The organism is Pseudomonas sp. GM102, assembly GCF_000282555.1.
Lineage (GTDB): Bacteria > Pseudomonadota > Gammaproteobacteria > Pseudomonadales > Pseudomonadaceae > Aquipseudomonas.
This window is the reverse complement of sequence record NZ_AKJB01000058.1, coordinates 52,659-73,926: the sequence shown is the minus strand read 5'-3', so window position 1 is coordinate 73,926 and position 21,268 is coordinate 52,659. Positions and strand designations below refer to the sequence as shown.

19 protein-coding genes and 2 tRNA genes are annotated in these 21,268 nt (G+C 58.0%); 20 read left to right on the top strand and 1 reads right to left on the bottom strand.

Annotation, left to right across the window (positions count from 1 at the left end; translation table 11 throughout):
* Positions 1-155: 155 nt before the first annotated feature.
* From dnaJ to PMI18_RS15480, 6 genes are all read left to right on the top strand, one after another.
* Positions 156-1,280: a molecular chaperone DnaJ gene (dnaJ, locus tag PMI18_RS15455; RefSeq protein WP_007900528.1), complete on the top strand. Its 1,125-nt coding sequence runs from the start codon at positions 156-158 to the stop codon at positions 1,278-1,280.
* A 9-nt stretch (positions 1,281-1,289) separates the two neighbouring features.
* Positions 1,290-2,096, top strand: coding sequence for a 4-hydroxy-tetrahydrodipicolinate reductase (gene dapB, locus PMI18_RS15460; RefSeq protein ID WP_007900515.1), 807 nt, complete (start codon positions 1,290-1,292; stop codon positions 2,094-2,096).
* A 259-nt stretch (positions 2,097-2,355) separates the two neighbouring features.
* Positions 2,356-3,492: a glutamine-hydrolyzing carbamoyl-phosphate synthase small subunit gene (gene carA, locus PMI18_RS15465; RefSeq protein WP_007900514.1), complete on the top strand. Its 1,137-nt coding sequence runs from the start codon at positions 2,356-2,358 to the stop codon at positions 3,490-3,492.
* A 117-nt stretch (positions 3,493-3,609) separates the two neighbouring features.
* Positions 3,610-6,831 (top strand): carbamoyl-phosphate synthase large subunit, encoded by a 3,222-nt coding sequence (gene carB / locus PMI18_RS15470; RefSeq protein ID WP_007900512.1) that lies wholly within the window; start codon positions 3,610-3,612, stop codon positions 6,829-6,831.
* A complete protein-coding gene (gene greA, locus PMI18_RS15475; RefSeq protein ID WP_007900510.1) occupies positions 6,828-7,304 on the top strand; it encodes a transcription elongation factor GreA in 477 nt (158 codons plus the stop codon). Before carB ends, greA begins: the two co-directional genes overlap by 4 nt.
* A 28-nt stretch (positions 7,305-7,332) precedes the next feature.
* Entirely contained in the window at positions 7,333-7,737 is a 405-nt protein-coding gene (locus PMI18_RS15480) for a hypothetical protein (protein WP_007900505.1), read from the top strand.
* A gap of 9 nt (positions 7,738-7,746) precedes the next feature.
* Here the strand turns inward: PMI18_RS15480 and PMI18_RS15485 are convergent, their stop codons facing one another.
* Complete coding sequence (locus PMI18_RS15485; protein ID WP_007900503.1) at positions 7,747-8,055, bottom strand: YhbY family RNA-binding protein; 309 nt, start codon at positions 8,053-8,055, stop codon at positions 7,747-7,749.
* A 101-nt stretch (positions 8,056-8,156) separates the two neighbouring features.
* On the opposite strand from PMI18_RS15485, the gene rlmE reads away from it, so the two are divergent.
* The 14 genes from rlmE to rpsO all read left to right on the top strand — a co-directional run bounded on the left by rlmE (position 8,157) and on the right by rpsO (position 21,177).
* Entirely contained in the window at positions 8,157-8,786 is a 630-nt protein-coding gene (gene rlmE / locus PMI18_RS15490) for a 23S rRNA (uridine(2552)-2'-O)-methyltransferase RlmE (RefSeq protein WP_007900501.1), read from the top strand.
* A gap of 202 nt (positions 8,787-8,988) precedes the next feature.
* On the top strand, positions 8,989-10,899 hold the full coding sequence (gene ftsH, locus PMI18_RS15495; protein ID WP_030128083.1) for an ATP-dependent zinc metalloprotease FtsH: 1,911 nt from the start codon (positions 8,989-8,991) through the stop codon (positions 10,897-10,899).
* A gap of 8 nt (positions 10,900-10,907) precedes the next feature.
* Positions 10,908-11,759 carry a dihydropteroate synthase gene (folP, locus tag PMI18_RS15500; RefSeq protein ID WP_007900495.1) on the top strand — a complete coding sequence of 284 codons (852 nt, stop codon included), beginning with the start codon at positions 10,908-10,910 and terminating at the stop codon, positions 11,757-11,759.
* Positions 11,760-11,775: 16 nt separating this feature from the next.
* Positions 11,776-13,113 carry a phosphoglucosamine mutase gene (gene glmM, locus PMI18_RS15505; protein ID WP_007900491.1) on the top strand — a complete coding sequence of 446 codons (1,338 nt, stop codon included), beginning with the start codon at positions 11,776-11,778 and terminating at the stop codon, positions 13,111-13,113.
* A 66-nt stretch (positions 13,114-13,179) separates the two neighbouring features.
* Complete coding sequence (gene tpiA, locus PMI18_RS15510) at positions 13,180-13,935, top strand: triose-phosphate isomerase (protein ID WP_007900488.1); 756 nt, start codon at positions 13,180-13,182, stop codon at positions 13,933-13,935.
* A gap of 4 nt (positions 13,936-13,939) precedes the next feature.
* Entirely contained in the window at positions 13,940-14,323 is a 384-nt protein-coding gene (gene secG, locus PMI18_RS0129545) for a preprotein translocase subunit SecG (RefSeq protein WP_030128079.1), read from the top strand.
* Between the two features lie 22 nt (positions 14,324-14,345).
* Positions 14,346-14,431: transfer RNA gene (locus PMI18_RS15515), tRNA-Leu, on the top strand.
* A gap of 96 nt (positions 14,432-14,527) precedes the next feature.
* A tRNA-Met gene (locus PMI18_RS15520) sits at positions 14,528-14,604 on the top strand.
* A gap of 138 nt (positions 14,605-14,742) precedes the next feature.
* Positions 14,743-15,201 (top strand): ribosome maturation factor RimP, encoded by a 459-nt coding sequence (gene rimP / locus PMI18_RS15525; RefSeq protein WP_010463487.1) that lies wholly within the window; start codon positions 14,743-14,745, stop codon positions 15,199-15,201.
* Positions 15,202-15,248: 47 nt separating this feature from the next.
* Entirely contained in the window at positions 15,249-16,730 is a 1,482-nt protein-coding gene (gene nusA, locus PMI18_RS15530) for a transcription termination factor NusA (protein WP_007900474.1), read from the top strand.
* A gap of 27 nt (positions 16,731-16,757) precedes the next feature.
* Positions 16,758-19,283: a translation initiation factor IF-2 gene (gene infB, locus PMI18_RS15535; RefSeq protein WP_007900470.1), complete on the top strand. Its 2,526-nt coding sequence runs from the start codon at positions 16,758-16,760 to the stop codon at positions 19,281-19,283.
* Between the two features lie 159 nt (positions 19,284-19,442).
* Positions 19,443-19,844, top strand: coding sequence for a 30S ribosome-binding factor RbfA (rbfA, locus tag PMI18_RS15540; protein WP_007900467.1), 402 nt, complete (start codon positions 19,443-19,445; stop codon positions 19,842-19,844).
* A gap of 3 nt (positions 19,845-19,847) precedes the next feature.
* The gene (gene truB / locus PMI18_RS15545) at positions 19,848-20,765 is read left to right on the top strand and encodes a tRNA pseudouridine(55) synthase TruB (protein WP_007900465.1); all 918 of its coding nucleotides are present in this window, start codon (positions 19,848-19,850) and stop codon (positions 20,763-20,765) included.
* Positions 20,766-20,907: 142 nt separating this feature from the next.
* Positions 20,908-21,177: a 30S ribosomal protein S15 gene (gene rpsO / locus PMI18_RS0129540; protein ID WP_003176135.1), complete on the top strand. Its 270-nt coding sequence runs from the start codon at positions 20,908-20,910 to the stop codon at positions 21,175-21,177.
* The last annotated feature ends 91 nt before the right edge of the window (positions 21,178-21,268 follow it).

The following is a 21,268-nucleotide window of genomic DNA, read 5'->3' as shown; positions in this document are numbered from 1 at the left end:
AAATGCTCCTGCTTTTCGAGTCGAAAGTACCGCATCGAATCAAAGACCAGGATCGTTGAATTGACGTGAGTTGGGTCCGGGCCTGTATTGGGGCTCAACGAGTTTGGCGAGGCTCAGGAGAGGTTTGCCGAACGTCCTTAAGAGTGCAAAGACTTATGGCAAAGCGTGACTATTACGAAGTATTGGGTGTTGAGCGTGGTTCAAGCGAAGCGGACCTGAAAAAGGCCTACCGTCGCCTGGCGATGAAGCACCACCCGGACCGTAATCCCGATGACAAAGCGTCGGAAGATATGTTCAAGGAGGCCAACGAGGCCTACGAAGTGCTGTCCGATTCCAGCAAGCGCGCGGCCTATGACCAATACGGTCATGCCGGTGTCGACCCGAGCATGGGCGGCGGCGGTGCCGGGTTTGGCGGTCAGAACTTCTCCGATATCTTTGGCGATGTCTTCAGTGACTTCTTCGGTGGCGGTCGCGGCGGTGCTCGTGGCGGTGCTCAGCGCGGCAGCGACCTGCGTTACACCCTGGAGCTGAACCTGGAAGAAGCGGTGCGCGGCACGACCGTGAATATCCGCGTTCCGACATTGGTCAACTGCAAGCCGTGCGATGGCTCGGGCGCCAAGAAAGGCTCCTCGCCGATCACGTGCCCGACGTGCGGCGGTATCGGTCAGGTACGCATGCAGCAGGGGTTCTTCTCGGTGCAGCAGACCTGCCCGCGCTGCCATGGCCAGGGCAAGATCATTTCCGATCCGTGCGATTCCTGCCACGGCGAAGGTCGTGTCGAAGAGTACAAGACCCTGTCGGTGAAAGTGCCGGCCGGTGTCGATACCGGTGACCGTATTCGCCTGTCTGGCGAAGGCGAGGCGGGTGCACAAGGTGGCCCGACCGGCGACCTGTACGTGGTGATCAATGTGCGCGAACACGCGATCTTCCAGCGGGACGGCAAGCACCTGTTCTGCGAAGTGCCAATCAGCTTCGTCGACGCAGCGCTGGGCGGCGAGCTGGAGATTCCGACCCTCGATGGTCGGGTCAAGCTGAAGATCCCTGAAGGGACTCAGACCGGTAAGCAGTTCCGTGTTCGCGGCAAAGGCGTCGCGCCGGTTCGTGGCGGCGGTGCTGGTGACCTGATGTGCCGCGTGGCGGTCGAGACTCCGGTCAACCTGGGTCGTCGTCAGCGCGAATTGTTGGAGGAGTTGCGCAGCTCCCTGGCGGGCGACAACAGTCATTCGCCGAAAACCACTGGTTGGTTCGAAGGCGTGAAGCGCTTCTTTGGCGATTTGTAAGGAGTCGGCATGCGACGTATAGCTGTGATGGGCGCTGCCGGGCGCATGGGCAAGATTCTGGTCGAGGCGGTGCAGCAGCGTGCGCCGCTTACCGGCCTGACGGCAGCCATTGTGCGCCCCGGCAGCACGCTGATTGGCGTGGATGCCGGTGAGCTGGCATCGCTGGGGCGAATCGGTGTGCCGTTGTCCGGTAAGCTGGATGCGGTGGCCGATGAGTTCGATGTGTTGATCGACTTCACGCTCCCGGAAGTGATGCTGAAAAACCTGGAGTTCTGCCGTAAGGCGGGCAAGTCCATGGTGATCGGCACCACGGGGCTGGACGTGGCGCAGAAGCAGTTGCTGGCCGAGGCGAGCAAGGATATTGCGATTGTGTTCGCGGCCAATTTCAGTGTTGGTGTAAACCTGTCGCTGAAGCTGCTCGATATGGCAGCTCGTGTGCTGGGCGATGAGGCTGACATTGAAATCATCGAGGCTCATCATCGGCACAAGATCGACGCCCCTTCAGGTACGGCTCTGCGCATGGGCGAAGTGATCGCCAGTGCGCTGGATCGTGATCTGCAGAAGGTCGCGGTCTATGGTCGTGAAGGTCACACCGGTGTGCGTGAGCGTGAAACGATCGGCTTCGCGACTGTTCGCGGTGGGGATGTGGTCGGTGATCATACGGTGCTGTTCGCCTGTGAGGGCGAGCGACTGGAGATCACGCACAAAGCATCCAGCCGTATGACCTTCGCCAAGGGTGCGGTACGTGCAGCTTTGTGGCTGGATGGTCGTGAACCAGGCCTTTACGACATGCAAGACGTGCTCGACCTGCGGTAAGATGTGCCCGAAATCGGGCTCAAACTCAGCGTTTGGGCCCGGTTTTATTCCGCCAAGCGACGTCCTGTCGCATTCTCCGGCCTTTAGGGCTCATTGGCGGTAGACCAAAAATGCCTTTTTCTGTAAGCTACAGCTTTAGTGTGTCCACTAAAAGCGCGCAGAATAATTCAGTGAAGAAGCGGGGTGACGTGTCCATACGTCACTCCGCTTTTTTACAACCTGCGATCGCCCTTTCAGGCTTTATTTACGGGAGGTCTTCTTGACTAAGCCAGCCATACTCGCCCTTGCTGATGGCAGCATTTTTCGCGGCGAAGCCATTGGAGCCGACGGTCAAACCGTTGGTGAGGTGGTGTTCAACACCGCAATGACCGGCTATCAGGAAATCCTTACCGATCCTTCCTACGCCCAACAGATCGTTACCCTGACGTACCCGCACATCGGCAACACCGGCACCACGCCGGAAGACGCCGAGTCCGACCGCGTCTGGTCCGCTGGCCTGGTCATCCGTGATCTGCCACTGGTTGCGAGCAACTGGCGCAACACGATGTCCCTGTCCGACTACCTGAAAGCCAACAACGTTGTGGCTATCGCCGGTATCGACACCCGTCGCCTGACACGCATCCTGCGTGAGAAAGGCGCGCAGAACGGCTGCATCATGGCCGGTGACAACATTTCCGAAGAAGCCGCCATCGCCGCCGCTCAGGGTTTCCCTGGCCTTAAAGGCATGGACCTGGCAAAAGTCGTCAGCACCAAAGAGAAGTACGAGTGGCGCTCGACTGTCTGGGACTTGAAAACCGACAGCCACGCGACCATCGACGCTTCCGATCTGCCGTACCACGTGGTGGCCTACGATTATGGCGTCAAGGTCAACATCCTGCGCATGCTGGTCGAGCGCGGTTGCCGCGTGACCGTGGTGCCTGCACAGACTCCGGCCGCTGAAGCGCTGGCGTTGAAACCGGACGGCGTGTTCCTGTCCAACGGCCCGGGCGACCCTGAGCCATGCGACTACGCGATCCAGGCGATCAAGGACGTGCTGGAAACCGAGATTCCGGTGTTCGGCATCTGCCTCGGTCACCAACTGCTGGCTCTGGCCTCCGGCGCCAAGACCCTGAAAATGGGCCATGGCCACCACGGTGCCAACCACCCGGTCCAGGATCTGGACAGCGGTGTGGTGATGATTACCAGCCAGAACCATGGTTTTGCGGTAGACGAAGCGTCCCTGCCAGGCAACGTACGGGCGATCCACAAATCGCTGTTCGACGGCACCCTGCAAGGCATCGAGCGTACCGACAAGAGCGCCTTCAGCTTCCAGGGTCACCCTGAAGCCAGCCCTGGCCCGAACGACGTAGCGCCACTGTTTGATCGCTTCATCAACGAAATGGCCAAGCGACGCTAATCGCTCGCCCTGATGTAGCGAAGCCTGAGGGCGGTCCCGAAACCGGTGGCCCCCTCAAGGTTTCAGAGATTGAACAAGACGGCTTGCCGACTGACCTGCGGATTTGAGTGACAACCCATGCCAAAACGTACAGACATTAAAAGCATCCTGATTCTCGGCGCTGGCCCGATCGTGATCGGCCAGGCCTGCGAATTCGACTACTCCGGCGCCCAGGCCTGTAAAGCTCTGCGCGAGGAGGGTTATCGCGTCATCCTGGTGAACTCCAACCCGGCCACCATCATGACCGACCCGGCCATGGCCGACGCCACCTACATCGAGCCGATCAAGTGGCAGACCGTTGCCAAGATCATCGAGAAAGAGCGTCCGGACGCGCTGCTGCCAACCATGGGTGGCCAAACCGCTCTGAACTGCGCACTGGACCTGGAACGCGAAGGCGTTCTGGAGAAGTTCGGCGTAGAAATGATCGGTGCCAATGCTGACACCATCGACAAGGCCGAAGACCGTTCGCGCTTCGACAAGGCGATGAAATCCATCGGTCTGGACTGCCCGCGTTCGGGTATCGCCCACAGCATGGACGAGGCCAACGCGGTTCTCGAGCGTCTCGGCTTCCCGTGCATCATTCGTCCGTCCTTCACCATGGGCGGCACCGGTGGCGGTATTGCTTACAACCGTGAAGAGTTCGAAGAGATCTGCGCCCGCGGTCTGGACCTGTCGCCGACCAAAGAGCTGCTGATCGACGAATCGCTGATCGGCTGGAAAGAATACGAGATGGAGGTTGTCCGCGATAAGAAGGACAACTGCATCATCGTCTGCTCCATCGAAAACTTCGACCCGATGGGCGTGCACACCGGTGACTCGATCACTGTTGCGCCAGCACAGACCCTGACCGACAAGGAATACCAGATCCTGCGTAACGCCTCCCTGGCGGTACTGCGCGAGATCGGCGTCGAGACTGGCGGTTCCAACGTCCAGTTCGGCATCTGCCCGAACACCGGTCGCATGGTCGTGATCGAGATGAACCCGCGGGTATCCCGTTCCTCGGCCCTGGCCTCGAAAGCCACCGGTTTCCCGATCGCCAAGGTCGCGGCAAAACTGGCCGTCGGTTACACCCTCGACGAGCTGTCGAACGACATCACCGGTGGCAAGACCCCGGCGTCCTTCGAGCCGTCCATCGACTACGTTGTCACCAAGCTGCCACGCTTCGCCTTCGAGAAATTCCCGAAAGCCGACGCACGCCTGACCACTCAAATGAAGTCGGTCGGTGAAGTCATGGCCATCGGCCGGACCTTCCAGGAATCCCTGCAGAAAGCCCTGCGCGGTCTGGAAGTGGGCGTTTGCGGCCTGGACGAGAAGCTCGACCTGAGCAATCCGGAAAGCATGAGCATCCTCAAGCGCGAATTGACCGTGCCGGGCGCCGAGCGTATCTGGTACGTCGCTGACGCGTTCCGCGCCGGCCTGTCGGTCGAAGACATTTTCGGCATGAACATGATCGACCCGTGGTTCCTGGTACAGATCGAAGACCTGATCAAGGAAGAAGAGAAGGTCAAGACCCTGGGTCTGGCCAGCATCGACCACGACTTGATGTTCCGCCTCAAGCGCAAAGGTTTCTCCGACATGCGTCTGGCCAAGCTGCTGGGCGTGACCGAGAAGGCTCTGCGTCGCCACCGTCACAAGCTGGAAATCTTCCCGGTCTACAAGCGCGTTGACACCTGCGCGGCCGAGTTCGCCACCGACACCGCTTACCTCTACTCGACATACGAGGAAGAGTGCGAAGCCGCGCCGTCGGGTCGCGACAAGATCATGATCCTCGGCGGCGGTCCAAACCGTATCGGCCAGGGCATCGAGTTCGACTATTGCTGCGTACACGCGGCACTGGCCCTGCGCGAAGACGGTTACGAGACCATCATGGTCAACTGCAACCCGGAAACCGTTTCCACCGACTACGACACCTCCGATCGTCTGTACTTCGAACCAGTGACCCTGGAAGACGTACTGGAAATCGTCCGCGTCGAGAAGCCGAAAGGCGTGATCGTCCAGTACGGCGGCCAAACCCCGCTGAAACTGGCTCGCGCCCTGGAAGAAGCCGGCGTGCCAATCATCGGCACCAGCCCTGACGCCATCGACCGTGCCGAAGACCGTGAGCGCTTCCAGCAAATGGTTGAGCGTCTGAACCTGCGTCAGCCGCCAAATGCCACCGTGCGCAGCGAAGACGAAGCAATTCGTGCCGCGGCCAAGATCGGTTACCCGCTGGTGGTTCGTCCGTCCTACGTACTGGGCGGCCGCGCGATGGAAATCGTCTACGAAGAAGAAGAACTCAAGCGCTACCTGCGTGATGCGGTGAAAGTGTCCAACGACAGCCCGGTGCTGCTCGATCACTTCCTCAACTGCGCCATCGAAATGGACGTGGATGCGGTCTGCGACGGCACCGACGTGGTGATCGGCGCGATCATGCAGCACATCGAACAGGCCGGCGTTCACTCCGGTGACTCCGCATGTTCCCTGCCGCCGTACTCGCTGCCTGCTCACATCCAGGACGAGATGCGCGAACAGGTCAAGAAAATGGCCCTGGAACTGGGCGTTGTCGGCCTGATGAACGTTCAGTTGGCGCTGCAAGGCGAAGACATCTACGTCATCGAAGTCAACCCGCGCGCTTCCCGTACCGTACCGTTCGTGTCCAAGTGCATCGGTGTTTCCCTGGCAATGATCGCGGCTCGCGTGATGGCCGGTAAAACCCTGAAGGAAATTGGCTTCACCAAAGAAATCATTCCGAACTTCTACAGCGTGAAAGAGGCGGTGTTCCCATTCGCCAAATTCCCTGGCGTGGACCCGATCCTGGGCCCAGAGATGAAGTCCACCGGTGAAGTGATGGGTGTGGGCGACACCTTCGGCGAAGCCTTTGCCAAAGCCCAGATGGGCGCCAGCGAAGTGCTGCCGACTGGCGGTACCGCATTCATCAGCGTGCGTGATGATGACAAGCCACTGGTTGCAGGCGTGGCCCGTGATCTGATCAACTTGGGCTTTGAAGTGGTCGCTACCGCCGGTACTGCCAAGCTGATCGAAGCCGCAGGCCTGAAAGTGCGTCGTGTGAACAAGGTGACCGAGGGTCGTCCGCACGTGGTCGACATGATCAAGAATGACGAAGTCACCCTGATCATCAACACCACCGAAGGTCGCCAGTCGATCGCCGATTCCTACTCCATTCGTCGCAATGCCTTGCAGCACAAGATCTACTGCACCACTACCATTGCTGCTGGCGAAGCTATCTGCGAAGCGCTGAAGTTCGGTCCCGAGAAGACCGTGCGCCGCTTGCAGGATTTACACGCAGGATTGAAGGCATGATCAAATACCCAATGACCGTCCAGGGCGCGAAAGCCCTGGAAGAAGAACACGCTCACCTGACCAAGGTCGTCCGTCCGAAGCTCAGCCAGGACATCGGTACGGCCCGCGAGTTGGGTGACTTGAAGGAAAACGCCGAGTACCACGCTGCTCGCGAGCAGCAGGGTATGGTCGAGGCGCGGATTCGTGACATTGAAGGCCGGATTCAGAATCAGGTCATCATCGATGTCACGTCCATTCCTCATACCGGCAAAGTGATTTTCGGCACTACCGTTGAAATCGCCAACGTCGAGACGGATGAGCGCGTCACTTACCACATCGTGGGTGAGGATGAGGCTGACTTCAAACTCGGCAAGATTTCGGTGGGTTCGCCACTGGCTCGCGCCTTGATCGCCAAGGAAGAGGGTGATGTGGTCGCCGTGAAAACGCCAGGTGGCGTTATCGAGTATGAGATTGTCGAAGTTCGCCACCTCTGAAAGAAGGCGCCCGCTACGTGCGGGCGCCATGCTTTGGCAGCTGACCCAAATGTTGTGGGTTGGCGGCCTGTGGCTGTTGCACATCGGTCTGCTGCCGGTGCTGGGGCGAATAGGCCTGGCACCGCTGCTGATCGACGAAATCGCAGGCATGCTGAATACGCTGATGGTGGGATTTGCCACGGCGTGTGTGATTTTTCAGGCTTTGGTGCTGATTCAGGCCGAGGGCCTTGCCAGTCTATGGCGCGATATTCGTGGGCAACTGCTGCTGATGGCGCTGTATGGGGGCGCGATGTATTTCGCGGTCCACGTCGGCTGGCCGCAGGCGGCGCATTGGCAGCTGTTCAGCTATCTTGTTCTGGGATTTTCCGGGCTGGTGCTGGTGATGCAACCGGTGCCGGGATGGAGTGTGAGGGTGCGCGAAGCACACCCTTGACCCTTGTCATCACTTGAAGCGATGGACGTTCGACAGCTGCTTGTTGACGCTGAAGTTCTTGCGGTAAATCAGTGCCATCTTGCCGATGACCTGAACCAGATCGGCTTTGCCGGCCTTGCAGAGCTCTGCAATGGCTGCCAGGCGCGATTCGCGATCGAGGATGTTGAGCTTGATTTTGATCAGCTCGTGATCCGCCAAAGCGCGTTCAAGTTCGGCTAACACACCTTCAGTCAAACCGTTGTCAGCCACAATCAAAACTGGTTTCAGATGGTGGCCAATGGATTTGTACTGTTTCTTCTGCTCTTGAGTGAGCGGCATAATCTGACCCTTTAGTCTGGATTCTGTAAAATGGCGGCCATTTTACCCGAGGGTTCGTGGATCCGCCCAATTAATCACGACCCTTATCATCGAGGTGCCCAATGGCGCGTTCCAAGACAAGCCTTGGTTGGCTGAAAAGACATGTCAATGATCCCTATGTGAAGCAGGCGCAGAAGGATGGTTACCGCTCGCGTGCGAGTTACAAGCTTCTGGAGGTCCAGGAGAAATACAAGCTGATCCGTCCTGGTATGAGCGTTGTCGACCTGGGTGCGGCGCCCGGCGGCTGGTCGCAGGTCACTAGTCGGCTGATCGGTGGTCAGGGGCGTCTGATCGCCTCGGACATCCTGGAAATGGACAGCATTCCGGACGTGACTTTCATTCAGGGTGACTTCACCCAGGACGAAGTGCTCGCTCAGATCCTCGAAGCCGTGGGGAATTCGCAGGTGGACCTTGTGATTTCCGATATGGCCCCCAATATGAGTGGTACGCCTGAGGTGGACATGCCAAAAGCCATGTTTCTATGTGAGCTGGCTCTTGATCTGGCGGCTCGGATACTCAAGCCGGGTGGTAATTTCGTGATCAAGGTGTTTCAGGGCGAAGGGTTTGATGCTTACGTGAAGGACGCTCGTCAGAAATTCGACAAGGTCCAGATGATCAAGCCGGACTCTTCCCGTGGCAGTTCCCGCGAGCAATACATGCTGGCTTGGGGCTACCGCGGCCGTAGTGAGTAAATCGAGGTTTTTTTGCGGGTCGATAGGTTTTTCGTATTTCGTCCCGTGAGCATTAGCGAATATTGTGTAGAAAGTGTTTCACAAAGGGTTACAGACGGCGCCTGCCAGAGCCGTAGGTAATGTAGTAAGTTAGGCCGGTGAATATCATGCGAAGCACGCGCCATTAGCGGAGCTTGCTTCAGAGGGTAGTTAATTGAACGATATGGCAAAGAATCTGATCCTGTGGTTGATCATCGCGGCTGTCCTGGTGACGGTGATGAACAACTTCTCCAGCCCTAACGAGCCGCAGACCCTCAACTATTCCGACTTCATCCAGCAGGTCAAGGATGGCAAGGTCGAGCGCGTAGCAGTTGATGGCTACGTAATTACCGGCAAGCGCAACGATGGCGACAGCTTCAAGACCATTCGTCCGGCAATCCAGGACAATGGCCTGATCGGCGACCTCGTGGATAATCACGTGGTAGTTGAAGGCAAGCAGCCTGAGCAGCAAAGCATCTGGACTCAACTCCTGGTCGCAAGCTTCCCGATCCTCGTAATCATCGCTGTCTTCATGTTCTTCATGCGGCAGATGCAGGGCGGTGCCGGTGGCAAGGGCGGGCCGATGAGCTTCGGCAAGAGCAAGGCGCGCCTGCTCTCCGAAGATCAGGTGAAAACCACTTTGGCTGACGTTGCCGGTTGCGACGAAGCCAAGGAAGAAGTTGGCGAGCTGGTCGAATTCCTGCGTGATCCGGGCAAGTTCCAGCGTTTGGGCGGTCGCATTCCTCGTGGCGTGCTGATGGTCGGTCCTCCTGGTACTGGTAAAACCTTGATCGCCAAGGCGATTGCCGGCGAAGCCAAAGTGCCGTTCTTCACCATTTCCGGTTCCGATTTCGTCGAAATGTTCGTCGGTGTCGGTGCCAGTCGTGTTCGTGACATGTTCGAGCAGGCGAAGAAGCACGCGCCATGCATCATCTTCATCGATGAAATCGACGCCGTCGGTCGCCACCGTGGTGCCGGCATGGGTGGCGGTCACGACGAGCGCGAACAGACACTCAACCAGTTGCTGGTGGAGATGGACGGCTTCGAAATGAATGACGGCATCATCGTCATCGCAGCGACCAACCGTCCCGACGTGCTGGACCCTGCATTGCTGCGTCCGGGTCGTTTCGACCGTCAGGTCGTGGTCGGTCTGCCGGATATCCGTGGTCGCGAGCAGATTCTCAAAGTCCACATGCGCAAAGTGCCAATGGGTGACGACGTCGCTCCGGCCGTGATCGCGCGTGGTACTCCTGGTTTCTCCGGTGCCGACCTGGCCAACCTGGTAAACGAGGCGTCGTTGTTCGCAGCCCGTGCCGGCAAGCGTATCGTCGAGATGAAAGAGTTCGAACTGGCCAAAGACAAGATCATGATGGGTGCCGAGCGCAAATCCATGGTCATGTCCGAGAAAGAGAAGCAGAACACTGCTTATCACGAAGCTGGTCACGCTATCGTCGGTCGCGTCGTACCTGAGCATGATCCGGTCTACAAAGTGTCGATCATCCCGCGCGGTCGTGCGCTCGGTGTGACCATGTTCCTGCCGGAAGAAGATCGCTACAGCCTGTCCAAGCGTGCGCTGATCAGCCAGATCTGCTCGCTGTACGGCGGTCGTATCGCTGAAGAGATGACCCTTGGCTTCGACGGTGTCACCACCGGTGCATCCAACGACATCATGCGTGCCAGCCAGATCGCACGGAACATGGTGACCAAGTGGGGCTTGTCGGAAAAACTCGGCCCGTTGATGTACGCCGAAGAAGAGGGCGAAGTGTTCCTCGGTCGTGGCGGCGGTGGTCAACATGCCAGCTTCTCCGGCGAGACAGCCAAACTGATCGACTCCGAAGTACGCAGCATCATTGACCAGTGCTACGGCACGGCCAAACAGATCCTTACGGATAACCGTGACAAGCTTGACGCCATGGCGGATGCCTTGATGAAGTACGAAACGATCGATGCTGATCAGATCGATGACATCATGGCAGGTCGTGCTCCTCGCGAGCCTCGCGACTGGTCTGGCGGTAGTGATACTTCCGGCACGCCTCCGGCGGTGCAGGATGGGCGTCCGGAAACGCCAATCGGTGGCCCGGCTGCTGACGTATAAGGTTTGAAATGACTTCTGTTCAGTCCTCGGCCCGGTTGCCTTGCGGCAACCGGGTTCTTGATTTGGCCCAGACGCATGTCATGGGCATTCTCAATGTCACTCCCGACTCCTTTTCCGATGGCGGTCAATACAGCCAGCTGGATGCGGCCCTGCGTCACGCCGAGGCAATGGTGGCGGCTGGCGCGACGCTGATCGACGTTGGTGGCGAATCGACCCGGCCCGGTGCCAGGGCGGTTTCACCGCTTGAAGAGCTCGAGCGTGTAGCACCTATCGTTGAGCGCATCAGTCGTGAACTCGATGTGATTATCTCGGTCGATACTTCCACGCCGGCGGTCATGCGTGAAACCGCAAGGCTTGGGGCGGGTTTGATCAATGATGTGCGTTCGTTGCGCCGGGACGGAGCCCTGGATGCCGCGGCGGCCACCGGTTTGCCGGTGTGTCTGATGCATATGCTCGGTGAGCCGGGCGACATGCAGGACAATCCGCAGTATCAGGATGTGACGAAAGAGGTCGGCGAGTTTCTCGCCGAACGCATGCTTCAGTGTGCGTCGGTGGGCATACCTGCTGAGCGGATCATCCTCGATCCGGGCTTCGGCTTCGCGAAAACCTTGCAGCACAACCTGAGCTTGTTTAAGCATATGGAAGCCTTGCATGCCTTGGGGCGGCCCCTGTTGGTCGGGGTTTCGCGAAAGAGCATGATCGGGCAAGCCTTGAATCGGCCGGTGGGAGAGCGTCTGCATGGCGGTTTGGCGCTCGCGGCACTGGCTTCATTCAAGGGGGCGCGTATATTGCGCGTCCATGATGTGGCTGAAACGGTCGACGTAGTGCGAATGATTGCCGCAGTAGAATCAGCCGAATAAGAATGATGGAGTACTTATGAGCAAAAAATACTTTGGCACCGACGGCATTCGTGGTCGGGTCGGTGAATACCCGATTACTCCTGATTTCATGCTCAAGCTTGGCTGGGCGGCAGGCATGGCATTTCGCAGCATGGGTGCCTGCAAGGTGCTCGTGGGCAAGGACACCCGGATCTCCGGTTACATGTTCGAGTCGGCGCTTGAGGCAGGGCTGACCTCGGCGGGTGCTGATGTGATGCTCCTCGGGCCGATGCCGACGCCGGCCATCGCCTATCTGACACGTACCTTTCATGCCGAAGCCGGCATCGTGATCAGCGCTTCGCACAACCCTCATGACGACAACGGCATTAAATTTTTCTCCGGGAAGGGCACCAAGCTTCCGGATGAAGTCGAGCTGATGATCGAAGAGCTGCTCGACACCCCGATGACCGTGGTTGAATCGAGCAAAATTGGCAAGGTATCGCGAATCAACGATGCCTCGGGCCGTTATATCGAATTCTGCAAGAGCAGCGTCCCGACCGGTACCAGTTTTGCCGGGCTGAAAATCGTGATCGACTGTGCCCATGGTGCGACCTATAAAGTGGCGCCTAGTGTGTTCCGTGAGCTGGGAGCCGATGTCGTTGTGCTTTCTGCTCATCCTAATGGCCTGAACATCAATGAAAATTGCGGTTCGACCCATATGGAGCCACTGCAAGCTGCCGTATTGGCCGAGCACGCCGATTTGGGTATTGCCTTTGACGGTGATGGTGACCGGGTCCAGATGGTCGATCACACTGGCGCTGTCGTCGACGGCGACGAGTTGTTGTTCATCATCGCTCGCGATCTGCAAGAGCGCGGCAAGTTGCAGGGCGGTGTGGTCGGTACGCTGATGAGTAACCTGGGGCTGGAATTGGCCCTGGCTGATCTGGCGATTCCTTTTGTGCGCGCCAACGTTGGCGACCGTTACGTGATCTCCGAGTTGCTGGAGCGCGATTGGCAGGTGGGTGGGGAGAATTCGGGGCACATTGTCTGCTTCAGTCACACCACTACTGGTGATGCGATCATTGCCGCGTTGCAGGTGTTGATGGCGCTGAAGAGGCGCACAGAAGGCCTGGCTCAGTCCCGTCAGGCGCTGCGCAAGTGTCCTCAAGTGTTGATCAATGTCCGGTTTGGCGGTGGTGCGAGTCCGCTCGAGCATCCGAAAGTCAAAGAGGCCAGTGATCGTGTTACCCAGGCGATGGCCGGTCGTGGGCGCGTACTGTTGCGCAAGTCCGGGACAGAGCCGCTGGTGCGGGTCATGGTCGAGGGCGAGGACGAAACGCAGGTTCGCGGTTACGCCGAAGAGCTGGCAAAACTGGTAACTGAAGTTTCTGTCTGATTTCGGCTTGCCAGCCATGATTGTGTTGGGTAACATCTGCGCCCACTTTGACCGACGAGGTACAGCATGCGTCGCCCTATGGTAGCTGGTAACTGGAAGATGCACGGTACCCGCGCCAGCGTCGCTGAGCTGATCAATGGCCTTAGTCATCTGGCCTTGCCAAGCGGTGTTGATGTCGCGGTATTCCCGCCTTGCTTGCATATCAATCAAGTGATTGATGGCTTGAAAGGCAAGTCGATTTCGGTCGGCGCGCAGAATTCTGCAGTGGAATCCATGCAAGGTGCATTGACCGGTGAAGTTGCGCCGAGTCAGTTGGTGGATGCAGGTTGTTCCCTGGTGCTTGTCGGGCACTCCGAGCGCCGCCAGATAATGGGCGAGCAGGACGGAATGCTGATTCGCAAGTTCGCGGCGGCGCAGGCATGTGGCTTGATTCCGGTGTTGTGCGTAGGGGAGACCCTTGAAGAGCGCGAAGCTGGAAAAACTCTTGATGTTGTCGGGTGTCAGCTTGGCGGTATCATTGAGGAGCTGGGTGTAGGTGTCTTTGCAAAGGCAGTAATCGCTTACGAGCCGGTCTGGGCCATTGGCACCGGACTGACTGCTTCGCCGCAACAGGCGCAGGATGTGCACGCAGCCATTCGCGCTCAGTTGGCGGCAGAGAATTCTGAGGTCGCGCAAGGTGTGCGGCTTCTATACGGCGGCAGCGTGAAGGCGGCCAATGCGGTCGAACTGTTCGGCATGCCGGATATCGATGGGGGGCTCATTGGTGGGGCTTCCCTGAATGCAGATGAGTTCGGTGCGATTTGTCGCGCCGCGGGAAACTGAAAAAATGCTGGAAACAGTCGTAGTCGTTTTTCATCTGCTGGGTGCATTGGGCGTAGTTGCTCTGGTTTTGCTGCAGCAGGGTAAAGGTGCGGATGCTGGCGCGTCTTTCGGAGCAGGTGCTTCAAATACTGTGTTCGGAAGCCAAGGTTCCTCTACCTTTCTTAGTAAGTTTACTGCTATACTTGCCGCCGGTTTCTTCATAACCAGCTTGGGGTTAGGTTACTTTGCTAAAGAGAAGGCTCATGAGCTGACTCAAGTAGGTTTGCCAAACCCGGCAGTGTTAGAAGTTCCAAAGCAACAACCGGCTTCTGATGATGTCCCGGTGCTTCAAGAGCAAAAGTCGGCTACTCCAGCGACTGACGTACCTCCAGCTCAAGAGCAGAAGTAAGAAGGGTTTCAAGCGTAGTATTGCCGAGGTGGTGGAATTGGTAGACACGCAACCTTGAGGTGGTTGTGCCCATAGGGTGTAGGGGTTCGAGTCCCCTTCTCGGTACCAATTATCAGGAAAGCCCGCTGTTGCGGGCTTTCTTGTAGGTGGAAGGTTACATTGACCCTGTCAGGGATCGGTCGTATACTTCCGCCCCAGCTTTGTCGCGGGGTGGAGCAGTCTGGTAGCTCGTCGGGCTCATAACCCGAAGGTCGTCGGTTCAAATCCGGCCCCCGCAACCAGTTTAAGGAGCCCCTTTTCAGGGGCTTTTTGTTAGCTGGACACTTTCAACGCCGCTGTTCAACGGCGTTTCAAGGATGGGCGTTTCGCCCATTTTTTTATTTTGCACAGCATGCACATACATGCACGAGGGGGTTCAGGTGTCGAGCAAGCTAGAAGAGTTGCAGGCCTTGCTGGCCCCGGTGGTCGTGGCCCTAGGCTATGAATGCTGGGGTATTGAGTTTTCGGCTCAAGGTCGCCACTCAATGTTGCGCGTTTATATTGATAAAGAGGGCGGCGTGCTGGTGGACGATTGTGCCATCGTCAGCCGTCAGATCAGCGGTGTACTGGATGTTGAAGATCCGATCGCCGTTGAATACACCCTTGAAGTTTCCTCGCCTGGCATGGAACGCCCACTGTTCACTATTGAGCAGTTTGCAAAATTTGCCGGTGAACAAGTGAAGATCAAGCTGCGCTCGCCTTTTGAAGGTCGGCGCAACTTTCAGGGCCTTCTGCGCGGTGTAGAAGAGCAGGACGTTGTGGTGCAGGTTGAAGACCATGAGTTCCTGTTGCCGATCGATATGATCGACAAGGCCAACATTATTCCCAGTTTTGACTGAGACGCGGATCCCGCGGATCCAATGGCTTGCGAAAGGCGAGGCGTACGATGAGCAAAGAAGTACTGCTGGTTGTTGAGTCGGTATCCAATGAAAAGGGCGTACCGGCAAACGTAATTTTTGAAGCGCTGGAGCTGGCCCTGGCCACTGCTACCAAAAAGCGTTTCGAGGACGAAGTCGATCTGCGTGTGGAAATCAATCGCCACACCGGTGCTTACGAGACATTCCGTCGCTGGACGGTCGTCGAAGAAGCAGACCTGGACGATCCGGCCATCGAAACCTGGCCGAGCAAGGTTGCAGAAACGCATCCTGGTGCCAAGGTCGGTGACGTTGTCGAAGAAAAGATCGAATCCATCGAGTTCGGCCGCATTGCTGCACAGACTGCCAAGCAAGTCATCGTGCAGAAAGTTCGCGAAGCCGAGCGTGCTCAAGTCGTTGACGCCTATCGCGAGCGCCTGGGAGAAATCATCTCCGGCACCGTGAAGAAAGTCACCCGCGACAACGTGATCGTCGATCTGGGCAATAACGCTGAAGCGTTGCTGGCCCGTGAAGACATCATTTCTCGCGAAACCTTCCGGGTTGGCGTGCGTCTGCGTGCGCTGCTCAAGGAAATCCGCACCGAGAACCGCGGCCCTCAGCTGATCCTGTCGCGTACCGCGCCGGAAATGCTGATCGAGTTGTTCCGCATCGAAGTGCCGGAAATCGCTGAAGGCCTGATCGAAGTAATGGCTGCGTCCCGCGACCCGGGTTCGCGCGCCAAGATCGCGGTCCGCTCCAAGGACAAACGCATTGATCCGCAAGGCGCTTGCATCGGTATGCGCGGTTCGCGCGTTCAGGCAGTGTCGGGCGAATTGGGCGGCGAGCGTGTGGACATCGTCCTGTGGGACGATAACCCGGCGCAGTTCGTGATCAATGCAATGTCGCCGGCTGAAGTGGCGGCAATTATTGTTGACGAAGATGCCCATGCAATGGACATCGCCGTTGGCGCAGACAATCTTGCTCAGGCCATCGGTCGCGGTGGTCAGAACGTGCGTCTGGCTAGCCAGTTGACTGGCTGGACCCTGAACGTGATGACCGAATCGGACATCCAGGCTAAGCAGCAAGCAGAAACCGGCGACATCCTGCGCAACTTCATCGACGAGCTGGAAGTCGACGAAGACCTGGCACAGGTGCTGGTAGATGAAGGCTTTACCAGCCTGGAAGAGATTGCCTACGTACCGTTGGAAGAAATGCTCAACATCGACGGCTTTGACGAAGAAACCGTCAACGAGCTTCGCGCTCGCGCCAAGGATCGTTTGTTGACTAAAGCCATCGCTACTGAGGAAAAGCTGGCAGACGCCCATCCGGCCGAAGACCTGCTCTCGCTTGAGGGTATGGACAAGGATTTGGCGATGGAACTGGCGGTGCGCGGCGTAATTACCCGCGAAGACCTGGCCGAGCAGTCTATTGACGACCTGCTCGACATCGACGGCATTGACGATGATCGTGCCGGCAAGTTGATCATGGCCGCCCGAGCCCATTGGTTCGAGTAATTAGGCGCGGCCTGAGGAGAGAAGTGCATGACGCAAGTCACGGTGAAACAACTGGCCGATGAGGTCAAAACACCGGTAGAGCGCCTGTTGCAGCAGATGCGTGAGGCAGGTCTGCCGCACACCGCCGCCGATGAAGGTGTGAGCGATAGTGAGAAGCAGTCTTTGCTGACTCACTTGAAAAGCAGCCACAAGGCGAAAGTGGAAGAACCGCGCAAGATTACATTGCAGCGCAAAACCACCAGCACCCTGCGTGTTGCTGGTAGCAAGAGCATCAGCGTTGAAGTACGCAAGAAGAAAGTCTTCGTACAACGCAGCCCGGAAGAAATCGAAGCCGAGCGCAAACGCGAACTGGAAGAACGCCGCGCAGTAGAAAATGCTGCACGTCAGAAGGCTGAAGAAGAAGCCAAGCGTCGCGCCGAAGAAGAAGCGCGTCGCCAGCCTGCTGCTGCGCAAACCGCTACTAACGACGCCGTTGCAGCGCCTGCTGCAGTTGCCGAGCCTGTGCGTGAAAGCGCGCCGGTTGTTGCAGCTGCACCAGCACCTGCGGCCGACACTCGCAAACGCGACGAACAGCGTCGTCCGGACAAACCACGTGCCGACGATAGCAATCGTCGTGGCAGTGGCGATGGCGAGCGCAAAAACGCTCCGCATCGTGCTTCGGTCAAGGAAAAAGCGCCTGCTCCACGTGTTGCGCCACGTACTACCGACGAAGAAAGCGATGGCTTCCGTCGTGGTGGTCGCGGCAAGGCCAAGCTGAAGAAACGCAACGCCCACGGTTTCCAGAGCCCAACCGGCCCTGTTGTGCGCGAAGTGAAGATCGGCGAGACCATCACTGTTGGCGATCTCGCCCAGCAGATGTCGGTCAAGGCTGCTGAAATCATCAAGTTCATGTTCAAACTGGGTACTCCAGCGACCATCAACCAGGTACTGGATCAGGAAACTGCCCAACTGGTTGCCGAAGAGCTGGGCCACAAAGTGACCCTGGTCAGCGACACCGCCCTGGAAGATTCCCTGGCCGAGTCCCTGAAGTTTGAAGGTGAAGCGTTCTCCCGTGCACCGGTTGTGACCGTAATGGGCCACGTTGACCACGGTAAGACCTCGCTGCTCGACTACATCCGTCGTGCCAAGGTAGCTGCTGGCGAAGCCGGCGGTATCACCCAGCACATCGGTGCGTACCACGTTGAAACCGAACGCGGCATGGTCACCTTCCTCGACACCCCAGGTCACGCCGCGTTTACCGCCATGCGTGCCCGTGGTGCCAAGGCGACCGACATCGTGATCCTGGTGGTTGCAGCGGACGACGGCGTAATGCCGCAGACCGTTGAAGCCGTTCAGCACGCCAAGGCTGCCGGTGTTCCGCTGGTTGTTGCTGTGAACAAAATCGACAAGCCGGGCGCCGATCTCGATCGCATCCGTAGCGAACTGTCGGTTCACGGCGTGACTTCGGAAGAGTGGGGCGGCGACACCCCGTTCGTATCGGTTTCGGCGAAAGTCGGTACTGGCGTGGACGAGTTGCTCGAAGCTGTTCTGCTGCAAGCTGAAGTTCTCGAACTGAAAGCGACCCCTTCGGCTCCTGGCCGTGGCGTCGTGGTTGAATCGCGTCTCGACAAAGGTCGTGGCCCGGTTGCAACCGTTCTGGTTCAAGACGGTACCCTGCGCCAAGGCGATATGGTGCTGGTCGGTTCGAACTATGGCCGTGTTCGCGCCATGCTCGACGAGAACGGCAAGCCAATCAAGGAAGCCGGTCCTTCCATCCCTGTCGAGATTCTCGGCCTGGACGGTACCCCGGACGCTGGCGACGAGATGAGCGTGGTTGCCGACGAGAAGAAAGCCCGTGAAGTGGCTCTGTTCCGTCAAGGCAAGTTCCGCGAAGTCAAACTGGCCCGTGCTCACGCCGGCAAGCTTGAAAACATCTTCGAGAACATGGGTCAGGAAGAGAAGAAGACGCTCAACATCGTCCTCAAATCCGACGTCCGTGGTTCGCTGGAAGCGTTGAACGGTGCCTTGAATGGCCTGGGTAACGACGAAGTGCAAGTGCGTGTGGTCGGTGGCGGTGTCGGTGGTATTACCGAATCCGACGCCAACCTGGCACTGGCTTCCAACGCTGTACTGTTCGGCTTCAACGTGCGTGCCGATGCTGGCGCTCGCAAGATCGTCGAGCAGGAAGGTCTGGATATGCGTTACTACAACGTGATCTACGACATCATCGAAGACGTCAAGAAAGCCCTCACCGGTATGCTGGGCAGCGATGTTCGCGAGAACATCCTGGGTACCGCTGAAGTGCGTGACGTGTTCCGTTCGCCGAAGTTTGGCGCGATCGCCGGTTGCATGGTTATCGAAGGTGTTGTTCACCGTAACCGTCCAATCCGTGTACTGCGTGAAGACATCGTTATCTTCGAAGGCGAGCTGGAATCCCTGCGCCGCTTCAAGGATGACGCTTCCGAAGTACGTGCCGGCATGGAATGCGGTATCGGCGTGAAGAGCTACAACGACGTCAAAGTCGGCGACAAGATCGAAGTCTTCGAGAAGGTGCAGGTTGCTCGCAGCCTCTAACTCGCGCACTTCAAGGGCCACGATGAGCCGCCGCATGCAGATGCGCGGCGCAACGTCCGGACTCTAAACGCAACGCCCGGTCTGGCTTTTGTCAGGCCGGGCGTTTGCCGCTTTCAGACCCCTCGGGTTTCACCGTGGGGCAGTAACAGGTAACAAGACATGGCAAAAGAATACAGCCGTACCCAACGTATTGGCGATCAGATGCAGCGTGAGCTGGCACAGCTGATCCGTCGTGAAGTCAAAGACCCGCGCGTCGGCCTGGTCACCATTACCGCTGTTGAAGTCAGCCGTGACGTCGGTCACGCCAAGATCTTCATCACCGTGATGGGCCAGGACAGCCGCGACGACATCGCGCAAAGCATCAAGGTGCTCAACTCCGCCGCAGGTTTCCTGCGTATGCAGTTGGCTCGCGAAATGAAGTTGCGCAGCGTTCCGCAGTTGCACTTCCATTACGACGAAAGCGTCGTGCGTGGCGCGCACCTGTCGGCCCTGATCGAGCGTGCGGTGGCTGAAGACAATCAGCACCCGGTAGCGGCTGAACCCGAAGACGCCAAGGAGTAATCGGTGGCTCAGGTCAAACGTATCCGTCGTAACGTCAGCGGCATCATCCTGCTCGACAAACCGCTGGGGTTCACCTCCAACGCGGCGTTGCAGAAGGTCCGCTGGTTGCTCAATGCCGAGAAGGCCGGGCACACCGGCAGTCTTGATCCGCTGGCCACCGGCGTGCTGCCGTTGTGCTTCGGCGAGGCCACCAAGTTCTCGCAATACCTGCTCGATTCCGACAAGGGTTATGAAACCCTGGCGCAACTGGGCAAGACCACCACCACGGCCGATGCCGAAGGTGAAGTTTTGCTGGAGCGTCCGGTGACCGTTGGTCGCGCCGATATCGAAGCTGTGCTGCCGAAATTTCGTGGGCAAATCAGTCAGATACCGCCGATGTACTCCGCGCTCAAGCGTGATGGGCAGCCGCTGTACAAGCTGGCCCGCGCAGGCGAAGTAGTGGAGCGCGAACCGCGTTCTGTTACTATTGCGCGCTTGGAATTACTGGCCTTTGAGGGTGATACTGCGCGGCTCGCGGTGGATTGCAGCAAAGGCACCTATATCCGCACCCTGGTGGAGGATATCGGTGAGCAACTCGGTTGTGGCGCTTACGTGGCTGAATTGCGACGTACCCAGGCCGGGCCTTTCACGCTTGCACAGACCGTCACTCTGGAAGAGCTTGAAGCGGTACATGCCGAAGGCGGCAACGAAGCGGTCGACCGCTTCCTGATGCCATCGGACAGCGGCCTGCTGGACTGGCCACTGTTGCATTTCTCGGAGCACAGCGCGTTCTACTGGCTTAACGGCCAACCGGTACGCGCCCCGGATGCACCGAAGTTCGGCATGGTACGGGTACAGGATCACAACGGTCGCTTCATCGGTATCGGTGAAGTGAGCGAAGACGGGCGCATCGCGCCGCGTCGACTGATTCGGTCAGAATGACCGAAACCGGCCTGTGTAACAGCAGGCCGGCGAGTGTGGCTGTTAACAGGCACGGTCACTACTCATTTATAGATACAGGGATTTGTCCCTGGCCTGTTGAAGCTGTTTCTTTGAAACAGTTTCCTGATAAAAGGATTGCCTCATGGCTCTCGACGTTCAAGAAAAAGCTCAAATCGTAGCTGACTACCAGCAAGCTGTTGGTGACACTGGTTCGCCAGAAGTGCAAGTTGCACTGCTGACCCACAACATCAACAAGCTGCAAGGTCACTTCAAGGCCAACGGTAAAGATCACCACTCCCGTCGTGGTCTGATCCGCATGGTAAACCAGCGCCGTAAGCTGCTGGACTACCTGAAAGGCAAGGATCTGGGCCGTTACCAGGCTCTGATCGGTCGCCTGGGTCTGCGTCGCTAATAAGCGATTGCGCTAGAGGTTGGTTGTCTGTCGTGCGTCAGTGGGTTTCCCGCTGGCGCATGGCAGGCTCCCAGCCTCAAGTTTTATCTGG